The organism is Streptococcus cristatus (assembly GCF_963529205.1).
Lineage (GTDB): Bacteria > Bacillota > Bacilli > Lactobacillales > Streptococcaceae > Streptococcus > Streptococcus cristatus_O.
On record NZ_CAURYF010000018.1, the window covers coordinates 1 to 22,880 of the forward strand.

21 protein-coding genes are annotated in these 22,880 nt (G+C 43.2%); 13 read left to right on the forward strand and 8 right to left on the reverse strand.

Features of this window, described 5'->3' with window-relative positions; translation table 11 throughout:
• From RWS39_RS05230 to RWS39_RS05245, 4 genes are all read left to right on the forward strand, one after another.
• A partial coding sequence (locus RWS39_RS05230; RefSeq protein ID WP_314481191.1) for an FAD-dependent oxidoreductase occupies positions 1–1,434 on the forward strand: 1,434 nt, incomplete at its 5' end.
• A gap of 70 nt (positions 1,435–1,504) precedes the next feature.
• Entirely contained in the window at positions 1,505–2,209 is a 705-nt protein-coding gene (locus tag RWS39_RS05235) for an MIP/aquaporin family protein (protein ID WP_314481193.1), read from the forward strand.
• Between the two features lie 190 nt (positions 2,210–2,399).
• Positions 2,400–3,437, forward strand: a complete 1,038-nt coding sequence (locus RWS39_RS05240; protein WP_314481218.1) for a M42 family metallopeptidase — start codon at positions 2,400–2,402, stop codon at positions 3,435–3,437.
• A gap of 119 nt (positions 3,438–3,556) precedes the next feature.
• Positions 3,557–4,507, forward strand: coding sequence for an alpha/beta fold hydrolase (locus tag RWS39_RS05245; protein ID WP_314481194.1), 951 nt, complete (start codon positions 3,557–3,559; stop codon positions 4,505–4,507).
• A 73-nt stretch (positions 4,508–4,580) separates the two neighbouring features.
• On the opposite strand, the gene RWS39_RS05250 is transcribed toward RWS39_RS05245, so the two are convergent.
• Positions 4,581–6,029 (reverse strand): alpha-amylase, encoded by a 1,449-nt coding sequence (locus tag RWS39_RS05250; RefSeq protein ID WP_314481195.1) that lies wholly within the window; start codon positions 6,027–6,029, stop codon positions 4,581–4,583.
• A gap of 179 nt (positions 6,030–6,208) precedes the next feature.
• Between RWS39_RS05250 and RWS39_RS05255 the strand changes: the two genes are divergently transcribed.
• The 4 genes from RWS39_RS05255 to RWS39_RS05270 all read left to right on the forward strand — a co-directional run bounded on the left by RWS39_RS05255 (position 6,209) and on the right by RWS39_RS05270 (position 13,476).
• On the forward strand, positions 6,209–9,253 hold the full coding sequence (locus RWS39_RS05255; protein WP_314481196.1) for a CocE/NonD family hydrolase: 3,045 nt from the start codon (positions 6,209–6,211) through the stop codon (positions 9,251–9,253).
• A 125-nt stretch (positions 9,254–9,378) separates the two neighbouring features.
• Entirely contained in the window at positions 9,379–10,992 is a 1,614-nt protein-coding gene (locus RWS39_RS05260) for a M20/M25/M40 family metallo-hydrolase (protein ID WP_314481197.1), read from the forward strand.
• 110 nt (positions 10,993–11,102) lie between these two features.
• On the forward strand, positions 11,103–11,846 hold the full coding sequence (locus RWS39_RS05265) for an ABC transporter ATP-binding protein (protein ID WP_045497015.1): 744 nt from the start codon (positions 11,103–11,105) through the stop codon (positions 11,844–11,846).
• Positions 11,836–13,476, forward strand: a complete 1,641-nt coding sequence (locus RWS39_RS05270) for a hypothetical protein (protein WP_314481198.1) — start codon at positions 11,836–11,838, stop codon at positions 13,474–13,476. Before RWS39_RS05265 ends, RWS39_RS05270 begins: the two co-directional genes overlap by 11 nt.
• 119 nt (positions 13,477–13,595) lie before the next feature.
• On the opposite strand, the gene RWS39_RS05275 is transcribed toward RWS39_RS05270, so the two are convergent.
• From RWS39_RS05275 to RWS39_RS05285, 3 genes are all read right to left on the reverse strand, one after another.
• Positions 13,596–14,354: a CPBP family intramembrane glutamic endopeptidase gene (locus RWS39_RS05275; protein WP_314481199.1), complete on the reverse strand. Its 759-nt coding sequence runs from the start codon at positions 14,352–14,354 to the stop codon at positions 13,596–13,598.
• A gap of 344 nt (positions 14,355–14,698) precedes the next feature.
• A complete protein-coding gene (gene trhA, locus RWS39_RS05280; RefSeq protein WP_005590131.1) occupies positions 14,699–15,346 on the reverse strand; it encodes a PAQR family membrane homeostasis protein TrhA in 648 nt (215 codons plus the stop codon).
• Positions 15,330–15,791 carry a DUF1836 domain-containing protein gene (locus tag RWS39_RS05285; protein WP_314481200.1) on the reverse strand — a complete coding sequence of 154 codons (462 nt, stop codon included), beginning with the start codon at positions 15,789–15,791 and terminating at the stop codon, positions 15,330–15,332. The genes trhA and RWS39_RS05285 overlap by 17 nt, the downstream gene beginning before the upstream one ends.
• A gap of 163 nt (positions 15,792–15,954) precedes the next feature.
• On the opposite strand from RWS39_RS05285, the gene yaaA reads away from it, so the two are divergent.
• Positions 15,955–16,683 (forward strand): peroxide stress protein YaaA, encoded by a 729-nt coding sequence (gene yaaA / locus RWS39_RS05290; RefSeq protein ID WP_314481201.1) that lies wholly within the window; start codon positions 15,955–15,957, stop codon positions 16,681–16,683.
• 279 nt (positions 16,684–16,962) lie between these two features.
• On the opposite strand, the gene RWS39_RS05295 is transcribed toward yaaA, so the two are convergent.
• From RWS39_RS05295 to coaA, 4 genes are all read right to left on the reverse strand, one after another.
• Positions 16,963–17,691: a TraX family protein gene (locus RWS39_RS05295; RefSeq protein ID WP_314481202.1), complete on the reverse strand. Its 729-nt coding sequence runs from the start codon at positions 17,689–17,691 to the stop codon at positions 16,963–16,965.
• A 300-nt stretch (positions 17,692–17,991) separates the two neighbouring features.
• Positions 17,992–18,510, reverse strand: coding sequence for a DNA topology modulation protein (locus tag RWS39_RS05300; protein ID WP_314481203.1), 519 nt, complete (start codon positions 18,508–18,510; stop codon positions 17,992–17,994).
• A gap of 65 nt (positions 18,511–18,575) precedes the next feature.
• Entirely contained in the window at positions 18,576–18,812 is a 237-nt protein-coding gene (gene rpsT, locus RWS39_RS05305; protein WP_001274000.1) for a 30S ribosomal protein S20, read from the reverse strand.
• A gap of 70 nt (positions 18,813–18,882) precedes the next feature.
• The gene (gene coaA / locus RWS39_RS05310) at positions 18,883–19,803 is read right to left on the reverse strand and encodes a type I pantothenate kinase (protein ID WP_125373017.1); all 921 of its coding nucleotides are present in this window, start codon (positions 19,801–19,803) and stop codon (positions 18,883–18,885) included.
• Positions 19,804–19,896: 93 nt separating this feature from the next.
• Between coaA and RWS39_RS05315 the strand changes: the two genes are divergently transcribed.
• From RWS39_RS05315 to RWS39_RS05330, 4 genes are read left to right on the forward strand one after another with little or no spacing between them, the layout of a single operon-like run.
• Positions 19,897–20,484, forward strand: a complete 588-nt coding sequence (locus tag RWS39_RS05315) for a class I SAM-dependent methyltransferase (protein ID WP_061911246.1) — start codon at positions 19,897–19,899, stop codon at positions 20,482–20,484.
• Positions 20,485–20,486: 2 nt separating this feature from the next.
• Complete coding sequence (locus RWS39_RS05320; RefSeq protein ID WP_314481204.1) at positions 20,487–21,764, forward strand: pyrimidine-nucleoside phosphorylase; 1,278 nt, start codon at positions 20,487–20,489, stop codon at positions 21,762–21,764.
• A 17-nt stretch (positions 21,765–21,781) separates the two neighbouring features.
• Positions 21,782–22,444 carry a deoxyribose-phosphate aldolase gene (gene deoC / locus RWS39_RS05325; RefSeq protein WP_314481205.1) on the forward strand — a complete coding sequence of 221 codons (663 nt, stop codon included), beginning with the start codon at positions 21,782–21,784 and terminating at the stop codon, positions 22,442–22,444.
• Positions 22,431–22,820 carry a cytidine deaminase gene (locus tag RWS39_RS05330; protein WP_045497048.1) on the forward strand — a complete coding sequence of 130 codons (390 nt, stop codon included), beginning with the start codon at positions 22,431–22,433 and terminating at the stop codon, positions 22,818–22,820. Before deoC ends, RWS39_RS05330 begins: the two co-directional genes overlap by 14 nt.
• Positions 22,821–22,880: the final 60 nt, after the last annotated feature.

Genomic DNA, 22,880 nt, shown 5'->3' on the forward strand with positions numbered 1-22,880 from the left:
GGTGTTAACAACACTCCTGCTGCCAACAAGGTCTTGAGCAAGGAAGAAGTCTTAGAACGGGAACCTGAACTTAAGAAGGAAGGCTTAGTAGGCGGCGGTGTCTATCTTGACTTCCGCAACAACGACGCACGCCTTGTGATTGAAAATATCAAACGCGCCAACCAAGACGGCGCCCTGATTGCCAACCATGTCAAAGCAGAAGGTTTCCTCTTTGACGATTCTGGAAAGATTACAGGCGTTGTTGCGCGTGACCTCTTGACGGATGAAGTCTTTGAAATCAAGGCTCGCCTAGTCATCAACACAACTGGACCTTGGAGCGACAAGGTGCGCAATCTGTCAAATGACGGTGAGCAATATTCACAAATGCGTCCAACCAAGGGTGTTCACTTGGTAGTTGACTCTAGCAAGATCAAGGTTTCGCAGCCAGTCTACTTTGATACAGGCTTGGGAGACGGCCGGATGGTCTTTGTCCTTCCACGTGAAAATAAAACCTACTTTGGTACGACAGACACTGACTACACTGGCGACCTGGAGCATCCAAAAGTAACACAAGAAGATGTGGATTACCTCTTGGGAATTGTCAATAATCGCTTCCCAGAAGCAAAGATCACAATTGACGATATCGAAAGCAGCTGGGCAGGTCTGCGTCCTCTGATCGCAGGAAACAGCGCGTCTGACTACAATGGCGGAAACAACGGTACCATTAGCGACGAAAGCTTCAATGCCCTGATTGCGACCGTTGAGAGCTATCTGGCTAAAGAAAAATCTCGTGAGGATGTCGAAGCGGCTGTTACTAAGCTTGAAAGCAGTACATCTGAAAAACACTTGGATCCATCTGCAGTGTCTCGTGGCTCTAGTTTGGATCGTGATAACAATGGTCTCTTGACCCTTGCTGGCGGTAAAATCACAGACTATCGTAAGATGGCGGAAGGTGCTATGGAGCGCGTGGTTGAAATCCTCAAAGCAGAATTTGATCGCAGATTCAAACTCATCAACTCTAAGACTTACCCTGTTTCAGGTGGAGAATTGAATCCAGCTAATGTGGATTCCGAAATCGAAGCCTTTGCTCAACTTGGTGTCTCACGTGGCTTAGACAGCAAAGAAGCCTTCTATCTTGCAAACCTCTACGGATCAAATGCTCCTAAAGTCTTTGCCCTCGCACACAGTATCGAACAAGCACCAGGTCTTAGCCTAGCGGATACTTTGTCGCTGCATTATGCTATGCGTAATGAGTTGGCACTCAGCCCAGTAGACTTCCTCCTTCGTCGGACAAATCACATGCTCTTTATGCGGGATAGCCTAGATGCGATTATAGAGCCAGTTCTGGATGAAATGGGACGATTCTACGACTGGACAGAAGAAGAAAAAGCAGCTTATCGAAATGACCTAGAAGCTGCCCTTGCAAACAACGATTTAGCAGAATTGAAAAAATAGAAAATAGAAGAAGAGGTGGCGGACCAGTTCTCCTGTCTAGCCTCCCCTTCTTTTAAATGGAGTAATATAGATGATGAAAGAAATATTTGGTGAATTTTTAGGGACCCTGCTCTTGCTCCTTTTGGGGAATGGCGTCGTTGCAGGCGTGGTTCTTCCCAAAACTAAGAGCCACAATTCTGGTTGGATTGTGATTACCATGGGGTGGGGGATTGCCGTTGCCATCGCTGCGTTTGTATCTGGCAACCTTGGCCCAGCCCATCTGAATCCTGCCCTAACCATCGGAGTAGCTCTCAAAGGTGATTTACCTTGGGCATCTGTTCTTCCGTATATCCTTGCGCAGTTTGCAGGAGCTATGGTCGGACAGTTCCTCGTCTTCCTGCAGTTCAAGCCTCATTATCTTGCTGAAGAAGATCCAGCTAACATCCTTGGGACATTCAGCACAGGCCCAGCTATTAAAGATACCTTCTCGAACCTGATTAGCGAAATCCTTGGAACCTTTGTTCTAGTGCTGACTATCTTCGCTCTAGGACTTTATAAGCTGCAAGCAGGACTTGGTACTTTCGCAGTTGGAACCTTGATTGTTGGGATTGGTCTTTCACTTGGTGGAACGACTGGTTATGCCCTCAATCCTGCGCGTGACTTAGGACCTCGGATCATGCACAGTCTCCTTCCGATTCCAAAAAAAGGAAATAGTGATTGGAGCTATGCTTGGATTCCAGTTATCGGACCAATTATTGGTGCAGTCCTTGCAGTAGCAGTCTTCTCCCTATTTTAGACTAAAATAAAGCAATCCTCTTCTCTGAGATTGATACATGCTTGGAGAAGAGGATTTTTGTAAGATTTTCCAATTTCATCGAAGATTTTGCTAAACCAATCTAAAATCAGGAGAAAAGAGCCAGTCAGGACGATATTTGACAGAGGATTTATGCTATAATTGACAGTATAAATGATCTAAAGGAGTTATGATGAATCAAACTGTTCAATATTTACAAGAATTAACGGCTATCCCTTCTCCAACAGGCTTTACGGCTGAGGTGGCGGACTATCTGGTGAAGACACTCGAAGACTTGGGCTATGAGCCTGTCCGGACCAATAAAGGCGGCGTTCATGTTGTGGTTAAGGGTGAAAATGATGCCCAGCATCGGGTCGTGACTGCCCATGTGGATACACTGGGGGCTATTGTGCGTGCAATCAAGCCAGATGGTCGCCTCAAGCTGGATCGGATTGGCGGTTTCCCTTGGAACATGATTGAAGGAGAAAACTGTCTAGTCCATGTGGCCAGCAGTGGCAAGACTATCAGCGGCACAATCTTAGTTCACCAAACCTCCTGCCATGTCTATAAGGATGCTGGGACGGTTGAGCGAACTCAGGACAATATGGAAGTTCGTTTGGATGAAAAGGTGACAAGTGAGAAAGAAACACGTGATTTAGGAATTGAAGTTGGGGATTTTATTTCTTTCGATCCGCGAACCACAGTTACTGAGTCAGGTTTCATCAAGTCCCGCTTTCTGGATGACAAGGTCAGCGCAGCTATTTTGCTCAATCTTTTGCGCGTCTACAAAGAGGAAAATATTCAGCTGCCAGTGACGACTCATTTTGCATTCAGCGTCTTTGAAGAGGTTGGTCATGGAGCTAACTCTAGCCTGCCTGAGCAAGCGGTAGAATATTTGGCGGTTGATATGGGCGCTATGGGTGACGACCAGCAGACGGATGAGTATACTGTTTCTATCTGTGTCAAGGATGCTTCAGGACCTTATCACTATGCTTTTCGCCAGCATTTGGTAAATTTAGCCAAGGAGCAGGACATTCCTTACAAATTGGACATCTATCCATTTTACGGGTCAGACGCCTCTGCAGCCATGAGCGCAGGAGCAGAAGTCAAGCATGCTCTGCTAGGCGCTGGCATCGAATCCAGCCACTCTTATGAGCGTACGCATATTGATTCAGTTGTTGCGACAGAGCGCATGGTGGATGCTTATCTGAGAAGTGGCTTGGTGGAGTAAAAGTAGGGCATCTAGCCTTGAATAAGAGGCAGAAATATGAGTATCCTGTGGGAAGCAGAATAGCTGTTATTGTTTAATCGGTTAAGTCTTCGTAGATGCTTAAAGATATTTGGAAAGTTATGATGTTCAGGTATTTGAAGAAATTCTTTCTGTGTTTGCTTTTTACAATCATCAGTGCTCTGGTCTTAATCTTTACTTATCATCAAATCTGCCTGACTAAAGAGCAAAAATTGCTTGATAATCCCTCAGGTCATCTGGTTCAAGTAGATGGCAAAAAAATGAATGTCTATGTAACTGGTCAAGGAGAGCAGACGCTGGTCTTTTTGGCAGGTGGTGGCACAACGTCCCCTATTCTTGACTTTAAGAGCCTTTATTCTAAATTGGAAAAAGAGTATCGGGTTGTTATTGTTGAACGCTTAGGCTATGGCTTTAGCGATGACAGCCAAGGAGATAGTAGAGACATTGATACGGTACTTGCCCAGACGAGGCAGGCTTTACAAAAGGCTGAAATCACAGGCCCATATACTTTGGTAGCGCACTCTATGGCCGGACTAGAAGCGCTTCATTGGGTTGCAAAATATCCAGAAGAAGTCCAAGGCATTATCGGACTGGATATGGCTTTGCCGAGTTCTTACACTGATCTGAGGCTCTATCCTTTAGCTTATAAAGCCTTACAAATGGCTGCTAATTTAGGATTAAGTCGGATATTTTATGATACTGACAAGCAAGTTCCCGCTCTTGCGTCTGGTGATTTGACAGCAGAAGAAAAGCAAGTATACAAGGCTCTTTTCTATCGTCGTTCACTGTCAAATGCTGTTTATGAAGAGGTCACACAGGTCAAGCAAAATGCTGAGCTAGTTTCGAAGAAAAAGCTTCCTGAACTGCCGATCTTGCTCTTTTCTTCAAATGGCCAAGGGACTGGCTATAGTCAGGGAGAATGGCAGAGTTTCCAGAAGGATTTTGCAGCAGCGCATTCACAGACAGAGTTAATTCTACTAGACTGCCCTCATTATGTGCATGATTACGCCAGTGATGAGTTGGCAGGAAAAATAAAGCAGTTTTTAAAATAGTAAGTTTTATATGAGCTTGAAATACTAAAAAAACGAGAAGGAAATTTATCCCTCTCGTTTTTGAATATACAGATTATTTGACAGACCAGACACTGACTGACTTTTCCTCCACTGGAAATTCTCCCCAGCCTTCTTCGTCAATGGTCACGATTTGAGAGCTCTTGCCCAGATAATCACTGAATTCTCTACCAGCCCATTCTGAACCGACCAGCATACGTTTGCTGCTGGCTTGGTCATTACTGACAAGGACAGCGATTGGCTGCACACCGTCCTTGCCTTGACGAGTCCAGCCGATACAGTTGGCATCGTCAAAGTAGTCAGTCTGCTCACCGTAAGCTAGGTTGAGGCGAATATCCAAAAGCTTGTCCAGTACGTCTTGGAAGCTGTCCTGGGCAAATTCTCCACTAATACCATAGTAGTCGCCATAAAAGACGCAAGGCAGCCCTTCTTCTCGTAGCAGGATGAGAGCATAGGCTGCTGGCTTGAACCATTCTTCGACGGTGGACTCCAGAGCTTGACCTCGCTGAGTGTCGTGATTGTCCACGAAGGTCACAGCTGATTCAGGATGATTCTTGGCAAGCGTCTGATCAAAAATCGTCCGTAGGTCAAAGTCTGCCCCAGCTATGCTGGCGTCAAAGAAATTATGGTGGAGCTTGACGTCAACAAGATCAAAGCGGTATTCAATATTTTTTAGATAGTCGTTATTAGCTGTCTCATCGCTGTTCCAAAATTCCCCAAAAACATAGAAATCCTCACCGTATTTTGCAGTTATATCGCGGATAAAATTTCTCATGAAGAAGGAGTCAATGTGCTTAACAGCATCTAAACGAAATCCTTGAACGCCTGTTGTTTCGATAAACCAGTAAACCCAGTCGTAGAGGTTTTGAATAACCTCTGGATGCTTGAAGTCAATATCAGCATACATGAGATAGTCATAGTTGCCGTTTTCATTGTCCACAAGCTCATCGTCTGCCCAGCCTTTATTGTCTCCTTGGATAAGGAAAATGCCTGACTTGTTGTTTTTGGCATCATAGTCTGTACCGGTAAAGTGGTACCAATGCCATTCAAAGTCATTGTAGGTTTTATTGCGGCCTGGGAAGACAAACTTAGTCCAGCCTTTGATTTCGAAAGGTTCTGACAAGACCTTAGTTCGGTCGTTGGGATCCACTTCAACGACAGTAAATCGCTCTTTGTAATCCGCAGCTGCCTTGTGGTTCAGAACCACATCAGCCATGGGTTCAATGCCATTGGCTTTGAGAGTTTGGATAGCTTTTAGGTAGTCTTCTTTAAAGCCATATTTAGTGCGGACAGTTCCTTTTTGGTCAAACTCACCTAGGTCGAAGAGATCATAAACTCCGTAGCCGACATCATTGGAGCTCGTTGCCTTAAAAGCTGGCGGCATCCAAACCTTGCGGATACCTTTTGATGCTAGATGTGGGGCATCCTCCGCCAATCGATTCCAATGTTGTCCATCATTTGGTAAGTACCATTCAAAATACTGCATTAATGTTTGATTTTCCATACGAGATACCTCACATTCTTGGGATGGGTCTATTTTACCAAAAGAAGAATGATGATACAAACGTTTATACAAGTTAATTTTATATTTTTTGATGATAAGCTAAAACTAGCATTGAAATCAAAGCGCTTACATAGTATAATGGACAAGTAATAAACTTTATAAAAAGAAAGGGGTTCTTTATGAAAAAGAGAGGACTAGTGAGGTTACTCTTATCAGTCTCGATATTTGCACCTTTTGCCTTAGGCCAGGTTGTTCAAGCCGATGAGGCGAGTCAGGCGAATGTCGAAAGCAAGGAAATTCTTCAAACAGAAGCTGTCGCAAAGCCGTCTGAACCGGTATCTTCAGTCCAGCAGCCAGCGGTTCTAGAGGTTGACAGCAAGGAATCGTCGGTTACTGCAAGGCCAGAAAAGCAAGAAAGGGAGTTGGTCACTGCTGAAAAATCAGTTGTGGACTCTGAAAAGCCTACCTCATCATTGGAGTCGCCACCTTTAGCTTTGGCTCAAGATGCTAGCTTGGTGCCTTCTGCTGTGCCTGCCACTGCTAAAGGACAAGACCTGTCTGCTTATACGGGGAGTCTTTCAAATCCAGCCTTGGCTGATAAGGAATTGACCCTGCAAGAAGCAGTCGATGAACTACTGAAATGGGCAGCCGTCAATGAATCTCAGCTAGGCACCAGTGCCCAAGATAGGGTGAATTTAGCCAAGAGTATGGGAATGATTGATAAAGAGGCCGATTTGACAGCCCGCGTACAAGGGAGCAATCTGCAAACTATGTATGCAGTTGCCAAGCGCCTGCATGATGCCTATCGTGCTGAAAAGAAAGCACCGCTCTTTTTGAATGGTCGGGCGCAGCCAATTTTCCCATACAGCAGTGGAGCTAAGGAAGATAAAGACTATTCGTATGAGAAAAGCGACATCGTTCGTTTTCCTGTCTATGTTGAGACGGATCATGATACGGATGGAGACGGAAAGCGGGACCTCGTCAAGGCTATCGTACAACTTCCGAAAGCAGTAGCCCAAGGTGATTTTAAGGCTTCGACAATTTTAGAAGCTCGTCCTTACGTCGCAGGGACTTTGGATGAAAACTATGTGATATTAGAAAGTCTCAATCTGCCGACAAACGGTTCTTATGACATGAAGAGTTTGCACAATAAGCCCGCTAAGCGCCAACCGGTTTCTAGCATGAGCAGTATTGATGCGGCAAAGAAGGCCAAAGCGTCTGATTGGTACTATTATAGCCCTTATGAAGGGATTTATGATTACGAGAATTTGAACTGGTATGATTACTTCCTAGTGCGCGGCTATGCCTTTGTTTCCAGTGCTGGTCTGGGAACTAAGGGTTCAGAAGGCTTCAATACGACTGGATCTGATTTGGAAGTAGAAGCCTTTAAAAATATTGTTGAATGGGTCAACGGTAAACGGACGGCCTACACAGACAGAACTAGCAATATTGAAATCAAGGCTGACTGGGCCAATGGCAAAGTCGGCATGACTGGCCTATCTTGGGCCGGTACGACAACTTTCGGTGTGGCAACAACGGGTGTAGAAGGCCTGAGAACCATTGTTCCAGCTGCAGGAATTGCTAGCTGGTATGATTATTTCAATAGTCAAGGAACAGCCTACAGCAATCCGCCATACAGTGATCTGTCTTGGCTGTCACTCTATGTTTCTACTCGGATGCTCGACCAAGACGATTGGGCTTCAATCTGGAACAAGTATGCTGACTACATCAATCAGCTAAACAAGGACCAAAAAGCTAACGGTCGCAATTATAGCCAAATTTGGCGGGAACGCGATTATACCCTAAATTCAGGAAAGATAAAGACTAGCGCCCTGCTGGTACATGGCTTAAATGATGACAACGTCAAAACCAAACAGTTCGAGCTCATGTATGATGTCTTGAAAAAAGCGGGACAAAATGTAAAACTCTATCTCCACCAAGGAGACCATGTCCATCCAGCAGCTATCTCTCGAGGTTATGGTATCAAGGCCAACAATCAGGATTTTTATGACTTACTTAACATTTGGTTCTCTCATTATCTTTACGATGTCAAGAACGATGTTAGCAAGCTTCCTGCTGTCTTGGCACAAAATAACTACGATCCAAATAAATGGACGAGCTATGATAACTGGAAAAGTAATAATCGTTTGATTTTGACAGCTAAGTCCAAACGTCTAGAAGAGACCATCTCCAGTGACTATGCGGCTGCTGGGATTGACACTAGTAAGCGAGATGAGGCAGTCAGTCAAGCTTCTTCTAAGGCCAACATGACCTTTATGACAGAAGTCAAAGAAGACACGACTATCAAGGGCCATATTCCAGTCCACTTCAAGGCAGCCTTGGCCAAGGGCAGTGGCAAAAACTTGCAGGTCAATGCGCTCTTGGTAGATGTATCGGACCAAGAGTTTGATGTTGTTGGAAATGGTGCTGCTAGTGATGACAGCAAGGCTGGTGATTTCTGGATGGGCAGCAATCTTAGCAATCTGGATGTTAAAAACTTTGCAACAACTAAAACTAAATACAAGGTAATTGCTAAGGGCTGGCTAAACTTAGCCAATCCAGAATCAGGCTATACACCGTCTAGTTCAGAAAAGAGTATTAAGCCCAAAGTTGGTCAATTCCATGATTATACCATGTATTTGCAGCCGAATCTTTACACGGTGAAAAAAGGCCACAAGCTGGCTCTAGTCTTCAATACTTATGACCCTAGTGATCTGACGATTAAGCGTCAGTATGCAGTGACTTTCAAGACGGATTCTATTAGTGCGCTAGTACCGACTGTGGAAGCGAGTCGTTCTCAAAAAGCTGATTATGTAGCAAGTGCCCTTGATACGGAATATGCCAACTTACCTGAAATTCTTGGTGAAAAACTAGTTGCACCAGAAATAAGAGAAGTCCCAGAATATATCTTTGATAGACAGGAGCCACAAGAAGAAGATCCGTCAGTTGATTCAAGGGTTGGACGTAAAGAACATGAGAATGGCGCAGCGGACCATGTGCAGCAATTAGGCAGTCAGAAAGTGGTGCCTCAGGTGCAGCAATTGGCTAGTCAACCAGAAGCGTCTCAAGTGGAGCAGGCAGTTGTTCAACAAGCTCAACAAGCCGCAGCTTCCTTGCCAAAAACTGGTAGCCATTCAGAAAAAGGAATGTTCTATCTAGGCTTGGTGCTTTTTGTCAGCACATTCGGCATGTCTGGCCTCGTTAAGAAATATTCTCGTCGTTAGTCATTACAAGAAAAAAGCAGCCAAACATTCCTGACTAGGTAAAGATTGGCTGCTTTTGCCTTATCGTCTTTGAGCTGGACTTGGCTTGCAAGTCAGAAGTGCCAGCAAACAGAGAGGTAGAAAGAATGAAACAGTATATTCAAGATATTTTTGACCAAAGTATGGCGATTGAAAGTTTTACCCATACTAGTTCTGAGCGGAAGATTGAAGCCTTTCTTCAGGAGCGGATAGGGAAGATTCCTTATTTTCAGGAGCATCCTGAGCTGTTTGGCTGCTATCAGATTCCAAATGATTTTTATGAACGCAGTGTCAACTGGGCGCTGGTCAAGCGGGATACAGCTGACACCGTAATTCTTTTTCATCATCATGATACAGTAGATATTGAGGACTTTGGCGGTCTCAAAGACTGGGCTTTTGATAATCAGACTCTCAAAGAAAAACTGCCCTCCATTTCTTCAGATTCAGATCTTTTAGCGGATATTGCGTCGGACAAATGGCAGTTCGGTCGAGGCTCTTGCGACATGAAGGCGGCTCTGGCCTTGCAGCTGGGAGTGGTGGAAAGATACAGTCAGATACAGTCTGGTCAGGCCAATTTGCTCTATCTGTCGGTCGGAGATGAGGAGTCCTATTCCCAAGGAATGCGGGCAGCGACAGCCTTGCTTGCTGAATTGAAGGAGCGTTTCCAGCTTCATTATCTTCTGGCCGTGGATTCTGAGCCTTTTGAGAGTCAGTCAGCGGAGGAAAAGGTGCTTCATATAGGAACAGTCGGCAAGTTGATGCCAGTTGTCGTGACTCAAGGCATCCTGTCGCATATGAAAGAGCCGCTAAAAGGGATCAATGCCCTGTCCTTGCTGGCCAAGGTTGCTGAAAAAATTGACCTCAATCAGGCTTTATCCGACATGGCCTATGGCGAACGCTCGCCCTTGCCATCATGGTCTTATCTGCGCGATTTGAAGGAAAATTATGATGTGTCAACTGTGCTGCGTGCTGCAGGCTATTTCAGCGTCCTTTATCTAGAAAAGAGTCCAACAGAGCTGCTGGCGACCATTAAGAATCTCAGTCAGGAAGCAGTGGAGGACTTTTATCAAAACTACTGTCAGTTGCAGAAGGTTTATGAAGAAAGCAAGCATGTACCGAAACCGAGCGTGCTGACCTATCAGGAATTACTGCAAGAATGCCAAGAAAAAATCGGTTTTGAAGGCACTTTGCAGCGGATTTATAAAGAAGTGCAGCAGGCTCTGCAAGAGGGTGCCTCCTATCAGGAAATCAGCATTCAAAATATCCAGAAAGTTTTAGATTTTTACGACCGTAAGGAAGCTTTGGTTGTCTTAGCAATCGCGCCGCCTTACTATCCATCCATGAATTGTCGTCGTCTGTCGGACAGTCCGATTAGGATTGATAAGGTCGTTCAACTTTATGGGGATTATCTGGACAAGGAAGCTGGTTGTCAGCTCCAAGTGGACGAATTCTTCATGGGGATTTGTGACCTTAGTTACTGTGCCTTGGAGAAGCCTGTCGCTGAATACCAAGATCTGATTGCCAGTATGCCTGTACCTGAGAATCTCTATCATCTGGATTTCCCAGAGATTGCGGCCAATCATATCCCCGGTATCAACCTTGGTCCATGGGGCAAGGACTTGCATCAGCTGACCGAACGTGTTTATGAGCAGGATATGCTGGAAACCATTCCCAATTTCTTGCTCTATCTGCTGGAGAATGCTCAATCTTTCAAGGTTTAAAGGATGGTTCTTCCTTGTTTTAAAGCAAAATCCGAACTTTTTCGCTAGTTTCTAGACAATTGACTGTTAGGATAGTATAATAACCTTAAAACATAGCAAAGGAGATTCCCATGATTGAATTTAGAGATGTTACAAAAGACTATGATGGCAAGCTAGCGCTTAACCACCTGAATCTGACCTTGGAAAGCGGTGAGATTGTCGGTCTGATTGGTCACAATGGAGCGGGTAAGTCAACGACCATTAAATCCTTAGTCAGCGTCATCAATCCGACACAAGGACAAATTTTTGTGGACGGCAAGGAGCTATCCAGTAATCGTCTAGAAATCAAGAAAAAAATCGGCTATGTCGCTGATTCTCCTGATCTTTTCTTGCGCCTGACAGCCAATGAATTTTGGGAGCTAGTGGCGACGTCCTACGATATGACCACGGCAGAAGTAGAGGCTCGTTTGGGCGAGTTGCTGGCTATCTTTGACTTTGCTAGCCATCGTTATGAAGTGATTGAGTCGTTTTCACACGGTATGCGGCAGAAGGTCTTTGTCATTGGTGCCCTTTTGTCCGATCCAGATATCTGGGTTTTGGATGAGCCCTTGACGGGATTGGATCCTCAGGCAGCTTTTGATCTCAAGCAGATGATGCGTGAGCATGCTAACAAGGGAAATACAGTTCTGTTTTCAACCCACGTATTAGAAGTGGCTGAGCAGCTATGTGATAAGATTGCCATTCTCAAAAAAGGAGAGTTGATATTCTACGGAACGGTTGAGGACCTAAAAGCCCAGCATCCAGACCAGTCCCTCGAAACCATCTATCTAGGTCTGGCTGGCCGCAGAGAAGAGGTGAGTTCAGATGCGCCTTAAAGCGATTAAAAAATTAGTTGATATCAATATTCTTTATGCGATTCAACCTTCGCAGTTGCAGCAATACCGCAAGAAGCAGGAAAAAAATCCAGAGGTCAAAGTCAATGTCTCCCTGCAGGCTATTCGAATGTACTTGATTTTGGGCTTGGTCTACCTGTTCTTCTTTGGTATCATGAGTGCCTTCAATCACATGGTAGGAAATCCGGGCCTCTTTGCCAATATGGTCTCCGTATTTGCTATATTTTCCATGTCGCAGGGCTTTCTGGTTTTCTATAATGTCTTTTATGAAAGCAAGGATTTGCAGTCCTATCGGCCCTATGCCTTTAGTGAATCAGAAATCATTGTCGGAAAGAGCATCTCTGTTGTCCTGACTCTCTTGATTGCAATTCTGCCTATGTATAGCTATTTCATCGTTCTAGGTCTTCAAGGCGGAAATTCTTTAGTCGGCTTGCCTATGGCCTTGATTTCGATTGGAATTTTAAGCTCGGTTATAACTTTTGTCATTTTGATTTTGGTGCATTTTATCACCAAGACAGCTTTCTTTAGAAAGTATAAGACTATTCTATCCAATGTGATTCTGGGGCTAGTTTCCCTTGGTTCGGTAGGACTCTATATCTTTATCAATCAAATGAACAGTCGTAGTATCGCCAGCAATACAATAGCCACACCTTATTTCCCGCCCGTTGTAGCCTTTTACGACTTTATCATCAATCCTCTTAGCTTGACTGCGATTTTAGGAATTCTAGCTTGGCTTGCCGTGGTGGTTCTGCTCTTCTTGGTGGTTAAGTTCAAGGTTATACCAGAATTTTATGAAGCAGCCTTGATGACAGGAGCAGCAAGTGGCAAACGCGAGAGGGTGCACGATATCAATATGGACGAGGCCAAGAATTTTAAGAAGTTCGTCTGGCGCTACCACATTCGGCTGCTGAGTGAAGGTTCGGTCATCTTGCAGGCTCTCTTTATGTCGGCACTGATACCTTACATCATCATTTTTAGTATGGTCATGGGAGCGATCAATGCAGGTCTGGATGTTAGCCCTTTCTTGATACCACGATTTTTGCTTCCGCTTAGCTTCCTATCTATGTTTATCGCCACCCTCAATTCAGGCGGGAATAATCTGACCTCTATTGGTTTATCCTTGGAGCGGGAAAATTTTGATTATCTGAAGGTTTTGCCTTTTGAGCTCAGAAAATACGTTCGTCTCAAATTTTGGTATCTCTTTGCCATTCAGTCCATTTTACCAGTGATTCTTCTTTTGGTGACTAGTCTTATCTTCCATGTTCATTTGGTGACGTTTCTCGTTATGTTGCTGGTTTGGTTTATGGCCAGTCTAGCTTGGAGCGCTTGGGGCTATCATCGAGATTATAAGCATTTGGTGACCAACTGGTCCAATGTCAACGAGCTAATGACTCGAGATAATAGTATGGGTAAGACCTTATTAGGACTAGTCTTTACTATTGGAGTGATTATCGTGATTGGTCTTCTCTATGTGATTTCATACTCCTTGCCCCTCACGGTTCTCTATCTCCTTTCCCTTCTGCTGATTTTGATTTCTGGACTTGTTTCTTATCTGATCTATCGCTATTATATGAAAAAACTTGATAGCGAAATTGCTAGTTTCAATTGCTAATTGACCATAATAAAAAGCTTAGCAGCGAGGTTACTTGATACCTTGTTTCTAAGCTTTTTAGTTGCGATTTATTTTATAGTTTTCCGATATAAACTGTATGTCAGCTGATTTTTATCCTTTTAAGAACGCCAGTTAATCAAGACATACATTAAGCTGGAGCCAAACATATCCGCCAAGGCGTGCATGAGAAAGAAAGGAAGGAGGTTCTTGACCTTGTACTTGTAAAGGAAATAGTAAAAGATACCATAGACCACTCCGATAACCAAGGCCCAGAGCATTCCTTGATAAGTATGGAAAGAAATCCGAATGATGGTAGAATAGGCCAGCGCCCACCACTTATACTTATCCTTGACCGAGGTCATAAGACCCAGAAAGAAGAATTCTTCATAGAAGCCATTGAGCAGTCCGTAGAGGATGGCCATTGGTGTCAGATCAGCAAATTTCCGGAAGATTTCCAGTAAATCTATATAGGACCAGAGGGTTGAATCAAAGTAATTATACTCGCCACTCAGTGTCGTCACAATGTCACCAAAGAACCCTACCACTACAAAAATAAGAGGAGTCCAAAGGAGAACTGACCAGCTCAGACGGATAGGAAGCTGCTTAAAGTCGAAGCGCCGAAGCAATAGGTATAGAATGGTCAAGACCAGCATCAGGAGCTGAAGATTGAAATTGCTTGAGAATGCTGCGCCTTCGCTAGCTGTATTGCTGACCGTTTCAGTTGCCGCTGTCGTCGCTGTTGTTGCAAAGCTAGCTAGATAAAGTTCGGTTGATGTGTAGATGAACTGACCAAACATGAGCAGAGTAATCACAAGAATGTCAAACCATTTCAGTTCTTTCAGAGGCTGTGATGGCCGGATTTTTGATAAAATAGTCATTCATTTCCCTTCCATAACTGGCTGATTTAAATGCCAGAGATCATCTTTTCTATCCTTATCTTAGCAAAATAAGCTTAAATTTTTATTATTTTCAAAGTTCCTGCTTTTGAGAAGTGGTTTTCGCAGATCAGTTGTAGGCTTAGTTGAAGAGCTGCATTATATCATAGAGAAGAGGCTGGGACAAAAGTCCTAACCTCTCGATTGTCTTTGGAATGTCGAACAAGACGCAGTGGTTGAGTGGGCTCTACTACGCTGATTTCATCAGCTTTTACAGCCCTACTCAACTGTGCGGAGGTGGGACGACGAAATCGAATTCTAATGAATTACCGATTTCTGTCCCACTCTCACATGAAATAAACAATCGCTAGGTACTGGAGAGCAGAAGCGGCTAGGATGAAGAGGTGCCAAATCATGTGGAAGTAGGGCTTCTTTTTGGCATAAAAACCAGCACCGACTGTGTAACAAAGACCGCCTGCTAGCATAAGTCCCCAAAACACTGGTCCAGTTTGTCCGATGATTTGCGGAATGATAAAGATCACTAGCCAGCCCATAATTAGATAGAGGGCTAGACTAAATTTCTCATTGACCTTTTTGGCAAAGATCTTGTAGAGAATGCCAAAGATGGTCGTGCCCCACTGAATCACGATAATCAGATAGCCCCGCCAGTCATTCATGAGTGAAAGGACGACGGGAGTATAGCTGCCCGCGATAGCGATGTAGATCATGGAGTGGTCAATAATCCGCAGGATATATTTGTGGGTAGAGCCATAGGACATGGAGTGGTAAATGGTAGAAGAAAGAAACATGAGGAAAAGGCTAATGACAAAGATAGAAGTACCAACAGCAGAAACGAGGCCATGCCCTTCATAACTGTAAATAGCTGAGATAGGCAGAAGAATCAGCATTAAAACAGCTCCGACGGCATGGGTAACAGCATTGGCAATTTCCTCTCCAAAAGAGAGTTGTTTACTGAGTTTAAGCGCGTAGTTCATCGTTATCGGCCTCCTTTTCGGGTACTTGGATAAAAGCAAGGGTTTGCTGGTAGAGTTTTAAAGTCTGACAAGCACTGGCAATGATGGGCGTCACTTCAAGCTTCCGTCCGTTCATATAATCCACAAAGTCATTGTAGAGCTTTTCAGATTGGGTCTGGGCGTTGAGCATATCCAAAGTCGCAGCAATATCTTGAATAGAAAAAATAGTTTTTAAGCTTGTAATAGCAATCAAGCGGGCAACTTGCTGGCGATTGTATTTTTTCTTTAAAGGTTTTTCAAGGTATCCGTGTTTGACATAATTATTGATCATGGATGCGGTCAAGCCTTTGTCAGATGCGGTAAAAGCTGGCTTACAGACCTTGTTGACGTATAGCAGGACTTGGTCCAGATATAGGTCAATAACAGGCAATTCATCCCATCTCGGGTACAGATTTTTCGTTTCCAAATTTTTAACTTTCTAATATCTAGTTTTGATAACTAGATATTATCATTTTTGAAAATTAAAGTCAAGAAGAAATCCAATTAGTCCAAAATTTGCTATAATCATGAGTGAGGAAAATAGGAAAATAGGAAAATAGACTCTGAATCCAATATGAGAAAGGGAAAATATGAAAATTTTAATTCCGACTGCCAAAGAAATGAATCAGAAACAGAGCTCGCTGGGGCGCTCCCAGTTGACGCTGAAAAGCAAAATTATCATAGAAGAGTTGTTGCAATTCTCAGCCAAAGAGCTGGAAAAATTATACAAAATCAGTCCGCAAATGGCTGAAATAGAATACCAGCGGATTCAAAATCTGAGCAAAAATGAAGCGGAGACTTATCCAGCCTTGCTCTTATTTGACGGGCTCATGTATCGCAATATCAAGCGAAAAGATTGGACACAAGAGGAGAAATCATACATCCAAGAGCATTTGCTGTTAACTTCTAGTCTATATGGGGTCATTCCTGCCTTGAGCCCGATTGCCCCTCACCGGCTGGACTTCTTGGTGGGACTGAAACCCAATGGTCAAACGCTGAAAACATTTTGGCGGGAAGATTATACAAAAACGGTAGCGGATGAAGATATGCTGCTTTCGCTTTTGTCTAGTGAATTTGAGGATGTTTTTGAAAAATCGGTCAGAGAGAAGATGCTTCGCTTCAAATTTTTAGAAGAAAGGGCTGGCAAACTCAAAAGTCATTCTACTATTTCTAAAAAAGCGCGTGGGCAGTTTTTGGCTGCTTTGATGGAAGCGCAGGTCGATACTCTTGAGCACATCAAACAGCTTTCTTTTGCTGGCTTTGCTTATCGAGCAGATCTTTCAGATGCTAAAGAATTAGTTTTTGTAAAAGAAGAATAAGAAAAGGAGGCTGGGACAAAAGTCCGACCTCAAATATAGAAAGCGAACAAAACAAGTTTTCTGGTAATCAGAATTCTGCTTTGTTCGCTTTTCGCATTTAATTATAGATTTGAAGGGCTTAATAATTATGATTTTTAAAAATTGAAATATTTTTGTCCCAAACTCTTTTTTGTAGCAAAGAGACTATCGTCCCAGACTCTTTTACTCTATTATTTAGACTTACCAAAAGAAAAATTAACTTAACAGGTATTCTACTGCAACTTTTAATACATTCATTAACTACATTAGAAATAAGAGAAAGGCAATTCGAAACAGAGACAGGGCGAGCAAATGAAGGGGATAAAACCAGTAAAATACTTTTCCAATATTGGCCCCTTTTTGACCGTTGTAGAAAGAGGTCACGAGGAGAAACAGAAGACAGGTGGCAGCCAGATCAGCCAGACCATCATAGGAGAAATTGAAGGCCAAAATTAGGATTTGCACACTGTTCAGTGCCAAGACACCGCCAATTTTTCGGAAGATTGGGTCTTTAATCTTTGCAAAGGCATAGATACCAAAAACTCCCCCCGCCAGTCCGCCGTCAGCGATAATGGACAGAGTAAAACAGAGTAGAATAATTAGAACTTTTCTCCAGGTTGCTGTTTGCTGATCACAGTAATAAAGAGCACAGAGCCCCAAAAAGAGAGTAACAACCGTATTTTGCATGATAAAGCCAAGACCAGTAACCCAGCCCAACAGAGAAAAAGGAATGATACTGATAAGAGCCAGCAGCCCCAATCGTCTCATATACTTGCTCACATCATGACTGTGCAGATAGCCTTCCGCGATACAAAAGGCAAAGACTGGAAAAGCCAGGCGGCCTATTATGTGCATACTATTGGCCAGCCAGTTAGGAGAGAGAATATTCATATTGGTAGCCAGTGGAAAAGATACCCAGGCGATATGATCAATCAGCATTGCAAGCATAGCCAGCAGTTTCAAACTGCTATTGTCAATCATTTTTTTCATAGGATCCTCCTTTTTCCTTTCCTATGATACAAGAAAGAGTTTCTTCTTTCCATTTCTTTAGCTTACATTTCTATCATTTTTCTTACAATTTTGTAAGTTGGAAATTCACCTTTTTACCTCATCGATGAATACTTCTGATTTTTCTTGACAAATAAGAATGAACGAGGCTGGGACAAAAAGATTTTGATTTTAGGAATTCTTTATTATAAATTTTTAAAATTGATAGATTAGATAAAAAAGCGAACAAAGCAGAATTCTGATTACCAGAAAACTAGTTTTGTTCGCTTTTTATATTTAAGGTTAGACTTTTGTCCCGGATTCTTTTACATAGTCTGATAATTGCTTTTGATTCTGCAATTCGATAAATTTCTCAGGATAGTTTTGGCGAACTTTTTCATAGCGACTCTTAGTCTTTCTTGTCCGACCATCCCAAAGGATCCAGCGGATAAATTCCCAATCCAGTCTTTCGGTACAGCCAGATGCCATACTCTCTCGTACTTGATTGCGATATTTTAGATAGCGTTTGAAGGCGCGGTAGAGGCAGTTCCAGCGAGAAAAGTTCATAAAGATAATCTGATCAGCCTGAGCCATTCTTTCCTCAAAGTAGGCAAAAGAGTAGTTGCCATCGATGACCCAGGATTGTTCTCGCTTGAGGTAATCCGCTAAATCATCCTTGACTTGGTCTTGACTACGAGTCTGCCAGTCTTCTTCAAACTGGATCGTGTCTAGATGAAGGACGGGAATATGATGGAAGTGGCCTAACTGCTGGGCCAAGGTTGACTTGCCAGAGCCGGAGTAGCCGATGATAGCAATCTTCATATAAATTCTCCTTTATAATGAGCAACAAAAAAAGCTCCGTGGAGCTCCTTTGTATGCGCGATGCATTATTTAGCAAGTTTAGCTGAAAGACGTGCTTTATCGCGGCTTGCTTTGTTTTTGTGGATCAAACCTTTTGTTTCTGCTTTATCGATAGCTGAGCTAGCAGCACGGAAAAGTTCTTCAGATGGGTTTGCTTCGAAAGCTTTGATAGCAGTACGCATAGCTGATTTTTGAGCTGAGTTTTTTTCGTTTTGTTTAACGTTCAATTCAGCGCGTTTGATAGCTGACTTAATGTTTGCCAAGTTATTCACCTCCATTGAAAATACTAACTATCTAATTATATATGAAAAGTTGTGATTTGACAAGCCTAAATTATTTTTTTAGATAGATTTCATCAATTTCATGATTTTTAGCCTTATGCAAAATCACTTCGACCCTGTTGCGAGTTGGCTCGATATAATCTATCAGGTTCACCAGATTGATTGTTTCCCAGATATTATGGGCAAGTGCCATGACTTCTTCTTCGGGCTGGGTCGTAAAGCGATGGTAGTAGTTGTCCGTGTCATGCTTGGCTAGTGCCAATAATTTTTTAAAACGATCTAGATACCAAGACTCGATATTTTCGACTTCGGCATCTACGTAGATAGAGAAGTCGAAGAAGTCAGTCATATAAAGGCGTTCATTTTGCGGATTTTGGAAGACGTTGATGCCTTCTACGATGACAAAGTCAGCTGCCCTAATTTCCTGCTTTTCATTTGGGACAATATCATAAATTTCATGCGAGTAGACGGGAATTTCATAGTTTTGACCATTTTTGATGCGGTCTAAAAAGTCAAGTAAGAGTTCCATATTATAGCTTTCAGGGAAGCCCTTGCGATTTAAAATGCCTGATTCAATCAAGGTTTGATTGGGATAGAGGAAACCATCGGTCGTCACCAATTCAACGGTTGCATTGGTAAAAGTCCGTGATAGGAGAATTTGCAATAGGCGGCTAATCGTTGATTTTCCAACGGCAACACTGCCAGATACTCCGATAATAAAGGGCTGCCTTTTACTCTCCTTTTGTAGAAAAATACCTTTTGAAAAGGCGAGATCCTCTTTGGAACGTTTATAAATCTGAATGAGATTTGTCAGAGGAAGATAAACATCTGTTACATCCTGTAGACTGATTTTGTCATTGAAACTCTTGATAGAATTGAGTTCGGACTCAGTGAGCGGTGGATTTTTCTTTCGATGCAGATTCTGCCAAGTTTGGCGGCTGATTTTTTCAAAATGAAGAAATTCGTTGGTCATAATATACTCCTATATGATGGATTCTAGTATAACATACTTTTGGAGAAATGAAAACGATTTACAAATCTAGAAAATTTATGATAAAATGGTTTTATGACTAAAATGTATTTTGCAGAAAATCCGGATGCCAAACATGACATTCATGAATTGAAAGTGGAACTATTAGGACAACAGATGACCTTTTTAACGGATGCTGGTGTCTTTAGTAAAAAAATGATCGACTATGGCAGTCGAGTTTTGTTGTCTGCCTTGGAATTTAACAAAAAAGAAACACTGCTGGATGTCGGCTGCGGTTATGGAACGCTGGGCTTGACTCTGGCTAAAGCGCAAGAGCTAGAAGTCACTCTCGTGGATATCAATCAGCGAGCACTAGACTTGGCTAGAAAAAATGCGGATGCGAATCAAGTATCTGCAGATATTTTCCAGTCCAATGTTTACGAACAGGTGACCGGACAATTTCATCATATTATTAGCAACCCGCCGATTCGAGCTGGTAAGCAGGTGGTGCATGAAGTTATTTCAGGTAGCTATGATCACTTGTTAGCGGATGGGGATTTGACGATTGTTATCCAAAAGAAACAAGGAGCTCCTAGTGCTAAAGCTAAGATGGAAGAAGTATTTGGCAACTGTGAGACTCTCAAGAAGGACAAAGGCTATTATATCCTAAGGAGTGTGAAATAAAGATGCGGGCAGTTGATATTATTCAAAAGAAACGAGATGGACTAGAGTTGTCCAGTCAAGAGATTGAATGGCTGATTGAGGGGTATGTGGCTGGAACAGTGCCAGATTACCAGATGTCAGCCTTTGCTATGGCTGTTTACTTTAAGGGAATGACTACTAGGGAAATTTCTGATTTGACCATGGCCATGGTGGGGACAGGCCAGCAGTTTGACCTGTCAGCTATTTCAGGGATTAAGGTCGACAAGCATTCTACTGGTGGAGTGGGAGATAAGGTTACCTTAATCTTGGCTCCTCTAGTAGCTAGCTTTGGCGTGCCTGTTGCCAAGATGAGCGGTCGAGGCTTGGGGCATACGGGTGGTACCATAGACAAGCTCGAGTCTGTCAAGGGCTACCAAGTAGAGCGCAGCCAGGAAGATTTCATCAAGCAGGTTCAGGATATCGGTGTATCCGTCATCGGTCAGTCAGACCAGCTGGTCAAGGCAGACAAGCTTCTCTATGCTCTACGTGATGTGACCGCTACAGTTGATACGATTCCTTTGATTTCCAGTTCAGTTATGAGCAAGAAAATCGCCGCTGGTGCTGACAGCATTTTGCTGGATGTAACCGTCGGTGAAGGTGCCTTTATGAAAAAACTAGAGGATGCCCGTGTCCTAGCCCGTACCATGGTAGACTTGGGCAAGGCAGTCGGACGCAGGACGGTTGCAGTTATTACGGACATGAGTCAGCCTTTGGGCACCAGCATTGGCAATCGTTTGGAAATCTTGGAAGCACTGGAAATCCTTCAAGGACAAGGACGCGAAGATATTACGGAGTTTATCTGTGAGCTCGCTCGGATTATGCTTGGTTTAGCTAATGTTGAGAAATCAGTTTCTGAAATTAGAGAACATTTGACAAATGGATCAGCTTTGAAAAAATTTGAAGAGATGATTGCGGCTCAAGGTGGTGATCTAGAGGACTTGTATCGACCATCCCAGGCGGCTTATGTGGCTGAAGTGAAAGCAGAGCGATCTGGTTATATCACAGAGCTTCCAGCTATGGAATTTGGCTTGTTTGCGATGAGATTAGGAGCAGGTCGAGCCATCAAATCTGATAAACTAGATTATGAAACTGGAATTGTGTTCGAAAAGAAGATTGGCGAAACAGTCGAAATTGGGGAAATTGTCGCAAAAATTTACGCAAATGAAAAAATTTCTCAAGAACTAGTTACAGAATTCCAAAAAAATGTTAGAATAGGTAGTGAAAGCGTTGCAGTAAGCGAGATTGTCGAAGTGATCGCTTAATTCTAGGAGAATCCAACATGAAATTAAACAAATACATTGACCATACGCTTTTGAAACCTGATGCAAGTCAGGAGCAGATTGAAACCTTAATTGAGGAAGCAAAGAAATACGACTTTGCGAGCGTCTGTGTCAATCCGACTTGGGTAAATTTTGCTGCGCAAGCACTAAAAGCTACGGATGTAAAAGTCTGTACGGTCATTGGTTTTCCTCTGGGAGCGAATACTCCGGAGCTCAAGGCTTTTGAAACGAGTGATGCAATCCAAAACGGAGCAAATGAAGTCGACATGGTCATCAATATCGGTGCTTTAAAGTCTCGAAACTTTGACTTAGTTGAAAGAGACATTCGAGCTGTTGTGGAGGCTGCCAAAGGAACCTTGGTCAAGGTCATTATTGAGACCTGCCTCTTGACAGATGATGAGAAAGTGAAAGCTTGTCAGATTGCTCAGAAAGCTGGGGCGGATTTTGTCAAGACATCCACTGGTTTCTCAACTGGTGGTGCAACCGTTGCAGATGTAGCTTTGATGCGTAAGACAGTTGGGCCAGATATGGGAGTCAAGGCTTCTGGCGGTGCCCGTTCTTACGAAGATGCACTTGCCTTTATCAAAGCTGGTGCGACTCGCATTGGAGCATCCTCTGGTGTAGCGATTATGGAGGGAGACGTGGCTAATGGCGACTACTGATTTGATTGATTTAGTTGTAGAAACCACGAAGAATGCCTATGTTCCATACTCTCATTTCCCTGTCGGAGCTGTTTTAGTAGCTAAAAATGGACAAGTTTTCACAGGTGTCAATATCGAAAATGCTAGTTTCGGCTTGACCAATTGTGCAGAGCGAACAGCCATTTTTAAAGCTGTTTCTGAAGGCTTTTTAGACTTTGAGGAATTAATTGTTTACGGAGAAACGGAAAAACCGATCTCCCCGTGTGGTGCCTGCCGCCAAGTAATGGCAGAGTTTTTTAATCAGGATTTACCAGTGACCTTGGTCGCTAAAGATAAATCGACGGTCGTGATGACGGTCAAGGAGTTACTTCCATACTCTTTTACAGACTTAACTTGAGTCTGTTGCTGGTCAACTGACCAAAATTAAACTTGCAACTAAGTTGCACATCTTATATAG